This is a genomic window from Syntrophobacterales bacterium (genome assembly GCA_031274925.1).
Taxonomy (GTDB): Bacteria; Desulfobacterota; Syntrophorhabdia; order Syntrophorhabdales; family Syntrophorhabdaceae; genus PNOM01.
In genome coordinates this window covers 32579-49460 of record JAISPL010000025.1, presented here as the reverse complement: position 1 = coordinate 49460, position 16882 = coordinate 32579, and the positions used below count along the sequence as shown (strand labels likewise).

Genomic DNA, 16882 nt, shown 5'->3' with positions numbered 1-16882 from the left:
CTCCATTATACTTTTTTGAGAAAAAGGGATTTTTTTAAGTTTTGTACTGATGTTTCATTTTATTCATGGGTACCGTTTTGGTGGGATTGATATGAACCGGCGGATATGGTCTTTTATAGCAGTTTGCTTCAATTATTTCGATTTGTAGGCAGTGTTCTTCGTCAGGTGGTAGTTGAGAAGTTGACAAACTATTGATGGCCGGTTCACTTTGACCGTTGCCGATTGCGCTGTCTCCACAAATTTGTTGGTCGTGAGCAGGGCAGACTCTTGAGGTTGCGTTAGAGAGGCATCGCCTAATATCGGTAAGATTAAAGGATGCTGTGCCGTTTACCAATCTATTCCATTCAACCCATCAGGTCGGCCCTACACGTGGAATATAGGTGGCAAAATTATGCACCAATGGACCGCGTCGTTTGGTTCAGGCTTATACGTCGGAATCCAATGACCTTTAATGTCACCCCTTTCCAATATGCCCCCTGATGTGTCTTTTTACCCATTCGATTTTTTCATTGCTCATATCAAAGTAGGCTGCCAAGCATATTATGTATCTATCGTAAATACCCCTCCCCGGCAAACAATCTCAAAAAATCAAAGACCGTTAGCCTTAAGATATTTCTCTACAGCCTCCGCCAATACCCAGGAGTAAGTCTCCGGAAAATCTTCGCAATAAGGGATAGATGTCATGGAAATTATATTCGGCGTACTGCGCGCATCCTCCGGCGCATACAAGGCAATATTTGCAGTCCAGGCAGGCGGGTATATTAGCGACGGAACGGTTGAATCTATGGGCTATTTTGTCTTTGTCGAGAAACAAGCCCTCTGCCGAATAGCTGCCGATATAGCTGCATTCTTCACCCAAAGAGTCCAAACAGGATGATATGGTCCCATCAGGCAGAAAAATATACATTCCACTACTGGCGGCGCAATAAGAGCTGCGGAGGCCGTAGGGTTTACTTGATGCCAGCGATGATAGAACTCTGCCTCTGCTTGACGACCGCTGACTGCCGATTTCCACATTGGGGTACTGACCCGTCACTCCGGACAGTTCCGCTTTTACTTTATTTATATCCTGCACGGGAAACACTGCCCCGCGCTGGTCCCTCTGGTCAACGATTGCAGCACCAACGGATATTCTATTATCATTGAGCCAGCCTTCCTGATCAAAAACACTTAAAAGCTCTCCAAAGGCCTGGTAGTTGTCCCCGTCCAGGTTGACGCGCACCCCTATAGACACATCGGTCTCTTTAATTGCCCGGCCTATATTATTCATGATCTTTTGAAAAGAAGAGCTGCCGTCCAAGGCAATCCGGCGCCTGTCGTGAATACTTTGAGGCCCGTCAATTGTTATCTGCAGATTTGAGATTTTATCTCTTCCCAGAAGCCCCAAATAGGCGTCCAGGTCGTGTCCGTTGGTGACAGCGAAAAATTTATGTCCATTTTTTACTCCCTTTTCTACGATATACCCCACAACCTCTTTATTTTCCGCACTGAGGGATTCGCCGCCATAGAGGGTAATTCCCCCTGATATGGGGCCTATCTGTGATGCAAGCTGGTCGATTGAGCGATAGAAGTTATCCACACCTACTTTATCCATTTTCGTCTTACGCTCTTTCAGCTTGGACTGAAGAGGCTTTTCAAAGCAGTAAATGCAGCGGTAGTTGCAGTCGAGATCGGGAATAACCACCACATTGGGGTGTGCTGCGCTAATCTCATGGAGAGCTGACGCTACTTCTTTAACATAAGAACGCTCTTCTTCGTGGCTTATTTCGGTGATATGGCCGCGACGTATAAAAGTCTCCAGTATATCTGGTGGGAGAGAATCTTTCTCAATGCAGAGCGAGCGGGGTTCCCCGCTAAGAGTGATCTTTTCTAATAACTGATATAGGCCCTCGCTTATTAGTTCTATGGCGCCGGATAGGCCGCTCAGGGCTGCGTAACCGCCGTTTTTCAAGCGATCCGACAGGATCAGATAACTGCTTAGTCTCAAATTGCGCCTCCGCTCATAATATTTATTAAGGGCCGCGCTTCATAAAGCCAACGCGGCCCCTGATTGTTGCTTTTTAGGTGGTTAGCCGCGAGTTAGTAGCGAATCACGAATCTCCACAGCAATGATCGCCAAATCTTCGGGGGTCAAGATCCCACTTTTGGCCATTTCCAGCATGTCTTCTTTATTTAAGCTGATTTTATTCCTATCCTGGTCCTGGACGATTTTACCGTCTGGCAGGCCGATATGATAACAGTCACCAGGCTTCGCGAAGAAACAGCCATGGTCACATAACACAGGGGGGCAGATATTCATCAAGTTGGGGCAGCTGATCAATTTACAACAAGGGACACAATAAAAAAATTTCTTTATTGCCTCAACGAAAACTGCTTTATCCATTACCATGCTGACTACCCCTTCTTTGTTTAAGCTGACTGTCGCCAGCCCTTTTGAAATTTTTACTTCGGCCATAATACATCCTCCTTTATTGAAAGTTTTTAATTAGATGAATCTGCATTCCCATGAATCTTGCTTTATCGCCCAAAGGCACAACAGTTTTTCTCGCGGGCAATGGTAAACAGATCGCCAGCAAAAGGTGGACAGTTTACCTTAAGCCCGATACGAACGGAAAGAGCGGGTCCGGTTCTCCGTATCAACGCCATCGGCGGCGATAACCCGTGACAGGACCCGCTCTGACGCTTCCCACTGTGCGGTAAGCGCTGCCGCAGTATATCATCGCCCCATCGTAGCCCCCCTAATGTTGGGAAATGTTCTGTATTCATCGTCCCGGCCATAGACCGTGCCCATATACTTGTCGTTGATATATAATAAATAAAAAAGCGCTTTCTATGGAGAACGTCTCTCCGAAAAAAGCGCTGGTTTGCTTGAATGAGGGGCCAGCCTTCATGGAACAAGCGGCGGCCCCTGGAATAGGGGTGCCGCTTCCTGCGGGGAAGATAACCGCATCACCAGAAGCAATGGGAACGGAAGAGGCCATCTTTGAGACGCCAAGAGGCACGTTTAGAGACAGACTCAGGGGCAAAATACCTCCCCCTGTTGCTGCGTGGACAGAACATTATGTTGTTGTTTTATGCAGAGGGAAAAATTATGGCTGTGCTCTCATCTAAATCCTTTATTTAAGAATTTAAAGAAGATATAGTATACGGTAATATATGGATATTGTCAAGAAAAAACGTCACAAATCATCAAAATACTGGATGCAAAAATATCTGGAATTCTTTCGGGGAGGGAGGGGTAATTGGTGGAATTGATATGAACAGAAGGATGTAGTCTTGATAGTGGTTTTCTTCAATTATTTTGATTTGCGTGCAGCGCTCTTCCGTTAAAAATTTGTCGGCAGTATTTGATCATAAATATCACGTGATCTTCATAGAAGTATATACAGTTATTTTGTTCCTGTATTTCTTAAAAGTATACACCACAGGACAGAAAAACTTAAGGGACGCTACATCTGTGCGCTTACGTGCGTAGTATTAATGTGGTGGAGTAAACTTAAAAATCAACCGTTTGAATCAAGCGGAAATACTAATGGCGGAGAGGCAGGGATTTGAACCCTGGGTACGGTTTTATCCGTACACTCGCTTAGCAGGCGAGCACCTTCGGCCTCTCGGTCACCTCTCCATTGGGCAAAGTATACTGATTTGAGCCGTAAAAGTAAATATCATATTTATCAATGTCCTGCAGAGGACAGGAAATGGTTTTTTAGAAGTATTTACTTAATCACCGCTTAAGCTCTCACCATTTCTCCTTCACAAGCCCGGATATCCCCTCGTACACGATCTCTGCTTTCGCTGATTTGTAAAGAAGTTTGCGGAAGAGGGCTTTCTTGTCCATCTCTAAGGAAGATGTGACCCTGACGAAGAACCTCATTCTGTCCCTCATGACGATCCGCTTGGGAATGGTGGTGTTGAGCTGGAAGAACATCCTTTCCATACAGTCGGCGGTAAGGAAATCGAAGGTGAAATCTTCCACATCGAGAAATACAAAGGCATCCTTGCCAATCACGAAGAGGTTGCACCCTTTCACGTCATTGTGCACGATGCCCCACTTAAAGAGGCTGTCGAAGAAACCACAGAGGCTGTCTATGAAATGCTTCCGCTCTGAATAGCTATTTGTGTCATAATGGCGGTCAAGGTAGCGGTCCAGTTCCTCGCCTTTACCTTTCAGGTCTTCCATTGCAATATAGCCCGGTTGACCCTGCTCAGGGAGGGCCAGATAATAGGGCTCAGGCACAACCGGAAGGCTCATGTAAAGAAAGACCACATGGGACTTCCATGCCTTTTTGAGCCGTCTCTTGTCCCGGTAAATTTTCCGTATATGGTCGCTATACCTCTCGACCCTGACCTTCTTATCCTGTTTTATGGTTTCCACGAGACTGCCCAAGCTCAAGCCTTTCCAATCCGCCACGCAGAGCCTGTTTCCTCTTACCTCAATCTTTGAGGTCTGATCAAAGGCCCTCTGTCTTTTCTTCCTGAACCATCTGGCCGCAAGCTTCCCTATCTCTTTTTCCAGGGGCCGACGCGCTTCATCTCCGCCATAGATTCGGAAAAAGGCCTCTTTTTCTGTCTCGTCCATATCACCGTAGACAGAGACAAGGGAATGGGCCAGATTCGAGACCTCGTCGCCGAGGCGGAAGAACCTCTTGATCTTCATTTTATGGAGGTCTATGAGAAAAAGCCGGCCCTCCTTTACGAGCACATTTTCAAGATGAAGGTCGTTATGTCTTATCTGAAGGGTTTTTAAGGTCTTTAAGAGTCCGGCCAGCCCTGCCAGGAGATGGGCTCCGTCTCCTTTTTTCAATATGGATGAGAAATTCTCCGCCTCAATCCACTCCTGGATTATGTACGATCCATTTGGCGTGATCCCGTATCCGAGGGGCCTTGGCGTGGCAATTCCAAAGGAGATGAGCCGAGTACCCGCAACAAATTCCTTCTTTCCTCTGGGGAGGATCTTGTTTCTCACGAAACCGGACAACCCCTTTTCCAGGAATGCTTTTATAAAGACCTTCCCGTCTCTATAGGGATATACGGCATAACCCCTCCTTACCGCTCCATTACCCGTAACCTGGCCTAGAATTTCGAGGAGGCCTTCGTCTTCAAGGCGCCATTTCGTGCCATTTATGATATGGACTTTCATAAGGAGTCTATAATCTCCGCGACCCTGGGACCCCAAACCCTTAAGGAATATCGTTCTTCCACGGTCTCGCGGGCGGCCTTTCCTACTTTCCTCCTCAAGTCCGGATCTGCGGCAAGCTCTTTCGCGACTGTCTCCCACTCTTCCAGCTTCGTCCGGAGGAAGCCGTCGACACCGTCCGTTATGATCTCGTTGGCAGCGCCTACCGGGTTGGTTATAGACGGGAGTCCTAACGCCATGTACTGTATAAGTTTGAGACCGCACTTACCGCGGGACCAGGTATCGTCCGTAAGGGGCATAATCCCTATGTCGAAATTGAGGAGTATGGCTTTTTCCTTCTCCTTTTCCCATTTCCTGAATATCATGCCGGTCAGTTCGAAGTCAGGGGGAGCATCAGCCACCACCTCAAAGGAGTATTGCCCCGCTTTGAGAAACGATGCGATGAGCCCTTTTATATCACGGATATACCTTAAGGTGGAACTGCTTCCGATCCAGCCCATGACAGGGTTTACCGACCTCTCGTGGACCTTTACCGGGTATTCGCCCGTATCGACCACGGTGGGCACATAGTGGAGGGCATCATGGCGGTGGCGTTTAGCCTCTTCAAGTAGGAATATGTTTCCCGCGAGGACCGCATCTGCTGCAGCGATCATTCGCTTGAATTTTCTTCGCCTCGTCGGGCTTTCTCCTTTTGCCCCGTACATGATGGCGTCATCGTAATCAAAGACGATCCTCTTCGCGAGTTTTCTCATTACTGGGAGTTTTAAGGAACTCAGGAGGAGGCGCTGAATGTAGACCACATCGGCCGCGCGGACCCGCTCAAGGAGTTGCAAAAAAGTTGACTCTGTAGTACAAAGCTCCACCTCGAACCCTCTCTTTTCGAGAAAGGGGAAATACTGCTGAATTCTGTATCCCTGGGGATTACGGTGGGTAATAAAGAGTATCCTTTTTTTCAAAGCCCCATGACCCAGTCGACCAGTGTCGGAGCGCACGCCTCAGCTGTATAGCCTTCCATAATCCGCGCCCTGCCCTCTTTTCCCATATATTCCCGGAGGGCCGGGTCCTCAATGAGCGCCGAAAGCTTATCTATCCAGTCCGTTTTTGTCATCGCCCAGAATCCGTTCACCCCGTCTTCCACGACATCCCTGTTGATGCCCACAGGCGTACAGACAGGAGGCACGCCAACGCCCATGTATTGGATGATTTTGAACCCGCACTTGCCTCTCGACCAGAGATCGTCAAATAGAGGCATAACCCCGATGTCGAGATTAAGGAGAGAATCGACCTCGCTCTCCCGGCTCCACCATATCTTCTTCGTCTCCATATTGACTGTCTCAATGAAAGTGTCGCAGATAATGGTGAGAAGGACTTTCTTGCCATACCTGCTTCCGATCTTCTCCCAAACGTCCTTGTAGCTCTCCATATAATGGATGCTCCCATGGTCGCCGATCCATCCTATATTCACTCTTTCTCTCGGCTCGTATATCTTTGCCAGGTAACGTTTTCCGTCAATTGGCGTGGGGAGGACGCGGACATTGCGGTGATATTTTTCCGCCTCGCCTTTAAGGAACCGGTTTCCAGCGATCACAAGGTCTGTATATGCAAGCATCCTTTTGAAGCTCATCTTCCTTCTTAAAGAATAGGGGTTAGTGGAAAGGGAGTTTTTGAACATCACCGCATCGTCGAAATCATAGATGATCTTTTTCCCCAGGCGGCGGATTAAAAGGAGTGCGTAGAGGGGGAGGCGTTTCCTCTGGACAAAAACCATGTCGGAACTCTTGAGGGACGGCATCATGGATATCCACTCTTTAGGCCCGCGCGGGAATTGCAATACCTCCGCAGAAATACCCTCCTCCGCGAGGTACGGAAGGTACTGAAGTACCCGGAGTCTGCTGGCAGCCACATTGGACCCTTGGATAAAAAAGAGAATCTTCGCGCGCTGCGTCACTCTTTTTCTCCAACCACAAAAACGGAGAGGGCGTAGTCTATGGAAAGGACGCGAAAGAGCCATCCCAGAATGTGGACTTTGAGAATGTATCGGTGGATTGCATCGTTGAATGAGCGGCAGACATCTTTTATGCCGAACCCCGCAAGATTGAGGAGACCGCAGAGTTCGTCGTACCCGTAAAAGATCTTGTGCGTCGAATCCCGCATGTACCGGGAGGGGTTGAAGATATTGGGCGTGGAGACGATGATAATCCCTTTATCCTTCACCTTCTCGCTCAATCCTTTGAGAAATTGAAGCCCGTTTTCGAGGTCTAAATGTTCAATCACCTCAAACATAATGATGGCGTCAAATTTCTCGTGTATGTCAGCCACATCGTAGAAGTCGTGCTCATTACTCCTGTCAATGTCCATACTCTTGTAAGTCACATGGATACCGAGGTCCGCGATTTCGTCTTTTATACCTTTCATGCCCGCCCCCGCATCAAGGACCGCCATGCCATCTTTGAGGTAACGCTTGAGGAGGATGGAACGCTTCTTAACCAAGGGTACCTCCCATATCTCCTTGTATTTCTTATGAATTCTATACCTGTACGAGAAGAGCTTCGACCACTCGTCCGATATCTCAGCCATTTCCCGCCTCTACGAGTATTTTTTCCATCTCTTTTGCATTCCTTTCAATCGTGTAAGTCTCTAATTTGGCCCTCGCATTCCGGCCCATTTCCCGCCGCCGATCGTCGTCGCAAAGGTCTCGGAGGGCCGAGGTAAGGCCCGCCACATCAGCCGGTTCATTGAGGACGTAACCCTCTTTGAGAGAGACAAGGGCGGAGGCGCCGTTCCATCGGGTGGTAATGGTGGGGAGTCCGGCAGCCATGGCCTCCATGGTCGTGAGGGAACATGCATCGTAATAGGTAGGATGGGCCAGGATATGGGATTGGGCGTAGATTCGCTCCGGATGGGCCGTCTCTCCCAGGAACGTGACGAGATCTCCCACGTCAAGTTCTCCGATGAGGCTCAAATAGCGCTCTTTGCGGCCACGCCCGAGGACGGTGAGGTGAAAGTCACGGCGTTCCTTTGCAAGTTCTCCCAATGCCTGAAGAAGGGGGAAAAGTCCCTTCAGCCTGAAATTTCCGGCAGAAAATAAAATCCTCCTGGTGGCTCCGTTGGCCAGACCGCCCGCATCATCTAAAGGCCTAAACCGCATCGTATCAACGCCGTTATAAACCACCTGGAAGTCATCCGGCTTAAGGCCAAAATGTTTTCCCATATGATCCCTGATCATGCCTGATATGGCCACAATCCGTTTATATTTCCGGTTCCTGATAGGGTATTCCGCAATCCACTGCTGGATCTTCTGATTGAGGCTGCTCTTGAGGAGCATGGCCTTAAACCTTCGTTCCACCGGGTCCCGGTAGCTCTCGATCTCCCGCCTCATCCATATGTGTTGCACGCCGCCGTGACTCTGGTACACATCGGCCTCAAAGACATTTCCAAACCCCAGCATTACGTCGAGCTTCTGTGCCTTTGAGATCTTCCGCTGATTCAGGGCAAAAGAGAGAGATCGAAGCCATCGCGGATAGGAGGCTGTATTTACCTGGGCCAGGGTAACGCCCGGCAGGGAAACTCCACGGCGGCAAAAAACCACCACCGAATGACCCAACTTGACAAGTTTCAACGAAAGGTCATAAGAGTACCGCTCAGCTCCACCCTTCTTAGGGTCAAAAGTTTGAATAGCAATTCCAATCCGCAAGTTTATCACCAAAAAAATATAGCCATTCTTCCGTTACTCTACACCAAAAAGCCTCTTAAATCAATGCAGTATCCCGCCCTGCTCCCTCCCCCTCCTCTCCCCTAGCCGCCTATATAGGTATCTCCCACACATCGGCGGGCCTTTCCCTCCCGTTTTGCCTATTACGGCATGTCGTATGCCTCTCTTAAGGGATGGGGTCTTATCTCTAAGAGTACAAACTCCATGACATTATGGGTATGTCCCCTTTATGGAGGTTTCTCATACTACGAATACCCATCCTTGGCGAGACTCAATGCTCTTTACACGCTTAAGAATTGGTAAAACATAAAAAAGAGCAGGAGAGGTTGTCCAGGATCATCTTCCTGATATCTGTCAGGGAAGAAGGCCTTTATAATGACGGTATAATGTCGGGACGACAGTCTTTTAATAGGGGGTATTGCGGCCGGACTCTTCCATCAATTTTCGCAACTTAGATGAAAAGTCCTTCCCATCAAGCAATTGTTGGACAGACAAATGGAGCCTGAATCTCCATAAATGGAACATTACAGCGGGGTCGTTGATCTGCTCGTCCCGTGGATTCCCGGGCCTTCTAAGGTTTTCACTTATTGCAAGAATGTCCTGAATGGGAAAGATCGCCCACATGGAGGGCGACTCTAAGTGCTGCCTGATGATCTCCTCACCTATAGCTGGTTCACACGTGAGAGGGGCTTCCCCTTCATGACCAAGCACATTCTTGAAATACCGCTCCGTGCGGGCCCGGTCCTCTTCCCACCATGCCCGCATCGTCGACATGTCGTGGCTGGAAGTGGTTGAGACCGTGAGATACGGATATTCCCAGGGATATCCGAACTCTCGGTCCGGTTCCCTGGGCATACGTTGTATGCGGAGACCCAGGAGACAAAGCTCTTCCATGGCTACAGGCACGCAGTCAGGGATCATTCCCAGGTCTTCACCGCAGATCAACATGTTGGAAGCTTTTTTCAGGGCCGGCAGTTTAACCATAGCATGCTCCCGCCAAAGATCTTCCTGGCGATGATAGAAATAGTCATTATAGAGGGAGAACAGCTTTTCTCTCATCCATCCTTCGAGACAGGCGAAGGATGCCGTATCACTCATGTTGATACGGGGATGGAAGCCGTTTTGTATGGGGTCCTTGAAAAAAATCATGTTAGATATCAGGGTAAAAAAGTCATCTTCCAACCTGTCTCTGCGTATCCCCTCAGCCATCGCACCGTGGTCATAAGCGGCGAGGGAGTGTGCCACAAGACTCTGGGTGCGGAATTCAGATTTCAATCTGAACAGTCCCTGTTCCTGCTCTTCGAGACAATCGGTCATAATTCTGGTCCATTCCCGACCGAAGACAGCCTTCACGAGCCAGCTCGTTATATATGGTTCGGTAAGACGGTCAACATCCCAGATGCCCAGCTGCATAAGCTCGTCACCGGTAATAGCGAGGGCTGGGTTAAACCGCCCCATGAGGCCAGATAAAAACCCGTCCGGAATCTCCCAGATCCTGAAGAACCCGAGCACATGATCAAGGCGTATCATCTGGAAATAGAGCGACATATGACTCATGCGGTGACGCCACCATGAATAATTATCCAGAGCCATTTCCTCCCAGTTATAAGTGGGGAAGCCCCAGTTCTGCCCTGCGTCGGAGAACGGGTCAGGGGGTGCGCCTGCTGACCGGTCCATATTGAACAGAAGCGGATTGATCCAACAAGAATCACTCCGCTTCTGAATCCCTATAGGGATATCTCCCTTCAGGACCACCCCATGCTCCCGCGCATATCGGGAGGCTTCGGAAAATTGGAGATGGAGATGATACTGGAGAAAATAGTAGAATGCTACCCCGTCAAAGTGTTCCGATTCCGGTGCGGTCAGGATCTCTATATCTTTCTCGCTCGCCGCGCTGTATTCCCCCCACTTAAGAAAGTCGCTGGTGTGGAAATGATCCCTGAGAGCGGAGAAAGCGGCGTAAACGCACAACCAGTAACTGTGCTGCTCCAGGAAAGATCTGAATTCCGGGGATGAAAGGAATCCATCTTTTTCGGCTTCAAAGATTCTCCGGAGGAGAGGAAGCTTGACAGCCATGACTTTCTCGTACTCAAGGACATCAGAGCCGTTCAGCCTAACCCGGTGGATCTCAATTTCCTTATCCATCCCCTCCGGCAGACCGCCGATATCGTCGAGATTCAAGTATAGCGGGTGAAGGGCAAACACAGAAATACAGCTGTAAGGAAATGAATCCGTCCAGGTCATGGTAGCCATGGTGTCATTGATGGGCAATAACTGGATGAGCCGGAAGCCGGATTCACAGGCCCAGTCGATAAGACCTTTGAGGTCAGTAAACTCTCCTACACCTAAGCCTCTGTCGCTGCGAATAGAAAAGAGAGGTACGGCTATTCCGGCGCCTCTCCATTTCTTTTTGTACCGAAATTTATTGTCCGTCACAGCGACAAAACGGGTCTGTCGCTCGGTTTCCTGGAAACGGTTGTCTGAAAACTGGAAACTGCGGTCAGGGCCTTCCTCGTAAGCAACGACTTTGCCTGTCTTATCTTTCACGACATATTTGTAAAGAAAAGGCAGGCGTTTTGTTTCTACCGCCAGATCAAGGGTCCAGCATGGAAAACCGGATGGGTCCATGGGAGCGGCCTTTTCAATGTCCCATTCTCCAATATCCTTGATGGCCCCCACCACCGAGACCGTATCCCCATCCATCACACGAGGATTGATAAGACTCAGCCGGACCACAGTAGAATCTGACTCGCCACCGGTCTCGGCTGGCTGGCTTGTCGGTTTTTCCTTACTTATGCGTCTGAAAATCGTTCCGACAAGTGGCGCGGTCAATAAGAGGGAATCCGGATCGGACGGAGAATTCCATTCATCAATGATTTCAAGTCGGTCCTGTGGTTTCAAGACAGGGAGGCCTTCCCGGTTGAGCGCAAAAACTCGCATGCACGTCTCTTGAAAGAGGATACTTCCCGCATTATTGGTAATAAAGTATTTATACTCGAAAACAGCTTCTCGTTCAGAGGGAAGGACAATTTCCGCAACCCACATGTGTACGGAAGAATAAGACATTTTCTTTGCCGCCGAAGGGTCTTGGCTTCCCAACTCCGGCAGCGAACCGAGGACACAGACGTGCTGTCCCCATTGGGTGTGACAGAAAACATTGAAGTATATGTGCATATCGCCCGCCCCTAAAGCAGATTTTCAGAACCGTATCCAGCCGCCTTCCTGCCTTTATACTAAACTCCCGTGGAGTAAGTCAACAGGTTGAACAACTTGAAACGACAGCATGGGCTGACCGCCGGGAAACGGAGCGCTTGGTAGCCCAGAGATCGTACTTATCGTTATTTCAGAGATCAAATAGTTGATTGATCATAATTTTTTCCGTACCCTGTATTTAAGCTTGTCGTCATATCTGCAGTGCAAGATGTATTTCCGGCAGACTTGATCACACCGTATATCTGATTTTTTCCTTCATCATCAGAGGGGAAATTCTTTTTGGGAACTGTCATCAAAGATACCTCCATTGTGTTTTACTATTTCGGGATGGGTCACGGGTTCTATGTGACGACGATACCTTCAAGCTTTTCCAGTCCGATGCTGGGAAGAATATGGGACAGGAGAGAGGGAAAAGGAGCGGCTGGAAAAACAAAAGGAGGGTTACGAGGGTAGATTCACTCCTTCCGGGGTCACAAATTCCTTTATGGCTAGATGGATGAACCTCTCGCCCATATCCTCTTTTATAACAGGGGAAGCTATAATGTTTGCCCTTTCGTCGTCCGGCATGGAGATTCGGCCCCGAAAGGTACCATGCCACATGTGGTTAGCTTCATCGATGATTTTCGCAAACCTGTTGTTCATCCGCACTGCATAGGGCTTGAGAAGCAGGTTGGGCCTCGGATTACCCATGCCGAAAGGCGCAGCCATCTCGATAAAATCCACGAGATCGCCTGTCAGTTCTTCGAAAGCCGCACTGGTATCTGCCCTGATAATCTTTTCTCTTGTTTGCAGAGTTCCCTCAACTCGTTCATCAAAGGCATCTCTGAAAGGTATGAGGTTCTCCTCAAGCAGTGAAATCCCGCATGCGTACTTGTGCCCCCCGAACTTCTCCACAAGGTGGGAGACAGACTCGATTATATTATGAAGGTCAATGCCGTCCCCCCCTCTTCCCGAGCCTTTCCAAAGCCCGTCCACCTCGGTGATCACAATGGATGGTTTTTGGTACATTTCCGTCAATTTCTGTGCAACAATACCGATCACACCGATATGCCAGCCTTCCCTGAAGAGGACGATTGAGTTCCTGTCCGCTAGATTCTCCATCTCTATGGCCTCTACCGCTTCTCTCACTATCTCCTGTTCGATCTTCTGCCTACGCCTGTTCACATCATGAAGTTCGGACAACATTGCCCTAGACGCAGATTCGTCTTCAGAAACAAGGAATCTGAGCGCATGATCGGGACTTGATACCCTTCCCGACGCATTAATCCTTGGAATAATGATAAACCCGAGACTGTATTCATCTACTGCGCCGCGTGCCAGTATGCGACTGGCGTAAAATGACCTAAGCCATGTCCGTGGTTTCTTTTTCATCATTTCCATGCCAAATTTGACGATAATCCTGTTGTCCCCAGTGAGGGGAACCATATCGGCAACCGTGCCTAATGCCACGAGATCAAGCTCTTGCTTCAGATTTATCGTTCTGGGTAATTGTCCGTTTCTGAAAAGGACTCTCCGGAAGGCAAGGAGAAAAAAAAAGACCACGCCGCACGCCGCCAGTTCCCTCGTGGGGAACTGCGCATCTTTCCTCTTGGGATTTATAATGGCGTAAGCGGGGGGCAGCTCATCGCCCGTCTCATGGTGATCAATTACTACGGTCTCTATACCGAGGGCATTCGCCTCCTTAATTTCTCCCACATTAGTAGCCCCACAGTCGAGGCAGATAAGGAGTGTTATTCCTTCTTTTTTGAGCTTCCTGATTGCCGCCCCGTTTAGACCGTATCCTTCCCGCCTTTCAGGCAGATACACTACGGGTGTAATCCCAAGAGGTTTAAGGAAGTTGATCATAAGGGCCGCTGACGTTACACCGTCCGCGTCATAATCGCCGTAAATGCACACCTTCTCATTGGTACGGATGGCTTCAATGACTCTTAAAACCGCCTTCTCCATGTCAGGGAGAAGAAAAGGGTCCGAAAGATCTTCAATTTTGGGATGAAGAAAGAGTTTCGCTTTTCTTGGGTCTGAAAATCCCCGGGAAAAGAGAATTCGTGCACACAGGTTGCTCAGACCTAACTCCCTGGAGAGCAGTTCAACGGTTTTGTTACCGGCCATTCAAGTCTTCACAATGTGCGCACCCGATAATGCTGTCCATGTCCGCATAACGTTCTCTTTCCATGTAATCTTTTATTCCGTCAATGATCTTCGGTATGGCGAAGGGGTCAACGAAGGTAACGGTTCCGATCTCGACCGCTTTGGCGCCGGCCATAAAAAAATAGACGGCGTCCATGTAGTCCATGATCCCCCCTGAGCCTATGACCGGCACAGGTACAGCCTTCGAGATTTCGTACACAGCCCTCAGGGCCACAGACCTAAGGGCAGGGCCTGAAAGCCCTCCCTTTATGGGTACTTTTTTCCCAACCGCATCTACTGCTGCTGCGGGAATGGTATTGATGAGGGTAAGACCGTCAGCACCGGCTTCATGGGCGGCACATGCGATATCCATAATATTTTTCACTTCAGGTGTCAGCTTTGCTATGAGGGGAATCGGGGTAACGGCCTTCACCTGCCGGATAATCCCGCCAACCATGTCTGGATCCTTTCCAAAGCTTATGCCTCCTTTTTTCACGTTAGGGCATGAAAGGTTTATTTCAAGCCCCACTATGAGCGGATCCGGTTTTATGTTCTCCGCGCAGGCAACATACTCATCTTCTGTGAATCCGAAAAAATTGACGATGACAGGGGTATTCTTTTTCCTGAAAAGAGGAAAGTATTCGTCAAAGAAGCGCGTAACACCCACATTTTGGAGGCCGATGCTATTGATCATCCCGTAGCGTTCTTCCCATACTCTAGGTACTTGGTTCCCGTGATGCGGTCTCAATGAGAGTCCTTTGGTCACGTAGGCGCCTAGGGTCTCTATGGGCCAGAGCGGCTCAATCTCTTTTCCGTACCCGAGGGTGCCAGAACCGTTCATCACCGGATTTCGGAGTGTGTTACTATAAAGCTTTACAGTCGTATCTGCCATAGGTCGAATACAGGTCCTTCCTTGCATACTCTTCTAAATGGTTCCGCTTCATCATCCGTCTCTATTACACAGCCGAAACACAGACCAAGGCCGCACGCCATACGTTCTTCGACAAGCGCCTGACACGGCACCCTGTCATTTTCTATGAGCGCCTTCAGCCCTTTGAGCATCAGACCCGGTCCGCAGGTAAAAATCTCTATATTGCCTTTCATTGTCTGGAGATGAGCGCCGAGAAGGGCCACCACGTCGCCCTTGTAGCCATACGAGCCATTCATTGTTGAGATATACGGGTTCAAATGCTCTAGGTCTTCAATCAAAGTCATCTCTTCCTTGGAAGAACAGCCGAAAAAAAGCGTCGCCTTCTCATTCAGTCGCTTAATGAGGCTGTGAACACCCGCAATACCTATACCTCCAGCCACCACCACATACCGGTCTCTCTTTTCTACATGGAATCCCTTCCCTAGAGGACCAAGGACAAAGACGATTTCATTCCCCTGCGAACTGCTCAGCCGCTCGGTGCCTTTGCCCACAACCTTATACATAATGGTGAGGTCTCGCCCCTCGCAATGGTAGATGCCGAAAGGCCTCCTTAAGAATACCTCGCCACCTGGTATGCGAAGCATCACGAATTGTCCTGGCACTGCCCGCTCCATGGGCTTCGAAAGTTTTATGGTAAGCAAATAGTAGTTGGGTATAATCAGTTTATTTGAAGATATTCTTCCTTCAATATCATCCACAGTTATTATCCATTCCCTTGTGTACGATACATGACAAGGGCATCCTCGTTCGTATCCGTATAGTATTTTTTTCTTTTGCCGATAGCGGTGAAACCGAATTTCCCATAGAGGCGCAATGCCTTGCTGTTGCTTTCTCTTACTTCAAGATAATACTGGATAATTCCCTTACCCGTCAGTTCTTCTATCGCTATGCCCATAAGCATGGACGCGTATTCTTTCTGCCTGTGCAGCGGACTGACGGCAATGTTTAGGATGTGCGCCTCATCTTCCACCGCGTAAAGACACAAGTAGCCGACAATATCATTCCCCACCGTTATAACAAAATTGAAGGCAATGGGTGATAAAAGAGCCTCCTCAAAAAGCCTTTCCGTCCATGGGGATTGGAAGGACTCTTTTTCTATTGCGAGGATATCACTCAGATCTTTCTGCGTCATCTTCCGTACTGCAAGTCTTTCTCCGTCATAAAATTCGGAGGCGGCCAGCAGGTCCTCTCTGGTATTGATGTTTGAAAATACATAACGCCCTTCTTGCAGGAAGACTGTTTCGTCCGTCAATTCCCTTACCGCGAGATAGGGATACACGCTTGTGATTTTGAGCCAATCCCTTTCAATGGCGCTCAGAAAATGGGAGATACAGGACCTGCTATAAATGGCATGGAGCGCCTCATAACCATGGGCCGTGCGGGGAACAATCACGTCCTCACCGCGAGCCTCCTCCGCCATGTACACAAGCGCCTTCTCGCTTAAGTTTGGCATATCACACGCCAGGACGAAGACATAGGGAGTGGAAGCATACATCAGCGCCGAAACTACCCCGACGATGGAGCCTTTCACAGGAAGGACATCCGGCAGGGCCGACACATCAATTCCCGCAAAACCATGATGATGGTTAGAGATGATGATAATGTCGTCAAATACACGCCGTGCCTTCTCATATACATGGTTTATCAGAGGGCGACCGCCGAGTTTAAGGAGCGCCTTGTCCTCGCCCATTCTCCTGCTCCTGCCCCCCGCAAGGATTGCGCATGAAGTGTTCATCACTGGTGTTTTTAACATCTTTTGACC

General features: G+C 49.0%; 13 protein-coding genes and 1 tRNA gene. 1 reads left to right on the top strand and 13 read right to left on the bottom strand.

Annotated features, from left to right (window positions below; translation table 11 throughout):
- Nucleotides 1–604: 604 nt before the first annotated feature.
- Nucleotides 605–1987, bottom strand: a complete 1383-nt coding sequence (locus tag LBQ00_04180; GenBank protein MDR2018058.1) for an SPASM domain-containing protein — start codon at nucleotides 1985–1987, stop codon at nucleotides 605–607.
- Nucleotides 1988–2068: 81 nt separating this feature from the next.
- Nucleotides 2069–2455 (bottom strand): hypothetical protein, encoded by a 387-nt coding sequence (locus tag LBQ00_04175; GenBank protein MDR2018057.1) that lies wholly within the window; start codon nucleotides 2453–2455, stop codon nucleotides 2069–2071.
- Between the two features lie 434 nt (nucleotides 2456–2889).
- Between LBQ00_04175 and LBQ00_04170 the strand changes: the two genes are divergently transcribed.
- On the top strand, nucleotides 2890–3111 hold the full coding sequence (locus LBQ00_04170) for a hypothetical protein (GenBank protein ID MDR2018056.1): 222 nt from the start codon (nucleotides 2890–2892) through the stop codon (nucleotides 3109–3111).
- Between the two features lie 422 nt (nucleotides 3112–3533).
- On the opposite strand, the gene LBQ00_04165 is transcribed toward LBQ00_04170, so the two are convergent.
- The 11 genes from LBQ00_04165 to rimI form a co-directional block, all read right to left on the bottom strand.
- Nucleotides 3534–3625: transfer RNA gene (locus tag LBQ00_04165), tRNA-Ser, on the bottom strand.
- Nucleotides 3626–3739: 114 nt separating this feature from the next.
- Nucleotides 3740–5140 carry a hypothetical protein gene (locus LBQ00_04160; GenBank protein ID MDR2018055.1) on the bottom strand — a complete coding sequence of 467 codons (1401 nt, stop codon included), beginning with the start codon at nucleotides 5138–5140 and terminating at the stop codon, nucleotides 3740–3742.
- Nucleotides 5137–6093: a glycosyltransferase family 4 protein gene (locus tag LBQ00_04155; protein MDR2018054.1), complete on the bottom strand. Its 957-nt coding sequence runs from the start codon at nucleotides 6091–6093 to the stop codon at nucleotides 5137–5139. The genes LBQ00_04160 and LBQ00_04155 overlap by 4 nt, the downstream gene beginning before the upstream one ends.
- Entirely contained in the window at nucleotides 6090–7040 is a 951-nt protein-coding gene (locus tag LBQ00_04150; GenBank protein MDR2018053.1) for a glycosyltransferase family 4 protein, read from the bottom strand. Before LBQ00_04150 ends, LBQ00_04155 begins: the two co-directional genes overlap by 4 nt.
- A gap of 41 nt (nucleotides 7041–7081) precedes the next feature.
- Entirely contained in the window at nucleotides 7082–7714 is a 633-nt protein-coding gene (locus tag LBQ00_04145) for a class I SAM-dependent methyltransferase (GenBank protein MDR2018052.1), read from the bottom strand.
- Nucleotides 7707–8831: a glycosyltransferase family 4 protein gene (locus tag LBQ00_04140; protein ID MDR2018051.1), complete on the bottom strand. Its 1125-nt coding sequence runs from the start codon at nucleotides 8829–8831 to the stop codon at nucleotides 7707–7709. The genes LBQ00_04145 and LBQ00_04140 overlap by 8 nt, the downstream gene beginning before the upstream one ends.
- Nucleotides 8832–9254: 423 nt before the next feature.
- The gene (locus LBQ00_04135; protein MDR2018050.1) at nucleotides 9255–12023 is read right to left on the bottom strand and encodes a 4-alpha-glucanotransferase; all 2769 of its coding nucleotides are present in this window, start codon (nucleotides 12021–12023) and stop codon (nucleotides 9255–9257) included.
- Between the two features lie 480 nt (nucleotides 12024–12503).
- The gene (recJ, locus tag LBQ00_04130) at nucleotides 12504–14171 is read right to left on the bottom strand and encodes a single-stranded-DNA-specific exonuclease RecJ (protein MDR2018049.1); all 1668 of its coding nucleotides are present in this window, start codon (nucleotides 14169–14171) and stop codon (nucleotides 12504–12506) included.
- The gene (locus tag LBQ00_04125) at nucleotides 14161–15081 is read right to left on the bottom strand and encodes a dihydroorotate dehydrogenase (GenBank protein MDR2018048.1); all 921 of its coding nucleotides are present in this window, start codon (nucleotides 15079–15081) and stop codon (nucleotides 14161–14163) included. The genes recJ and LBQ00_04125 overlap by 11 nt, the downstream gene beginning before the upstream one ends.
- Nucleotides 15063–15818 (bottom strand): dihydroorotate dehydrogenase electron transfer subunit, encoded by a 756-nt coding sequence (locus LBQ00_04120; protein ID MDR2018047.1) that lies wholly within the window; start codon nucleotides 15816–15818, stop codon nucleotides 15063–15065. Before LBQ00_04120 ends, LBQ00_04125 begins: the two co-directional genes overlap by 19 nt.
- 5 nt (nucleotides 15819–15823) lie before the next feature.
- On the bottom strand, nucleotides 15824–16855 hold the full coding sequence (rimI, locus tag LBQ00_04115) for a ribosomal protein S18-alanine N-acetyltransferase (GenBank protein ID MDR2018046.1): 1032 nt from the start codon (nucleotides 16853–16855) through the stop codon (nucleotides 15824–15826).
- Nucleotides 16856–16882: the final 27 nt, after the last annotated feature.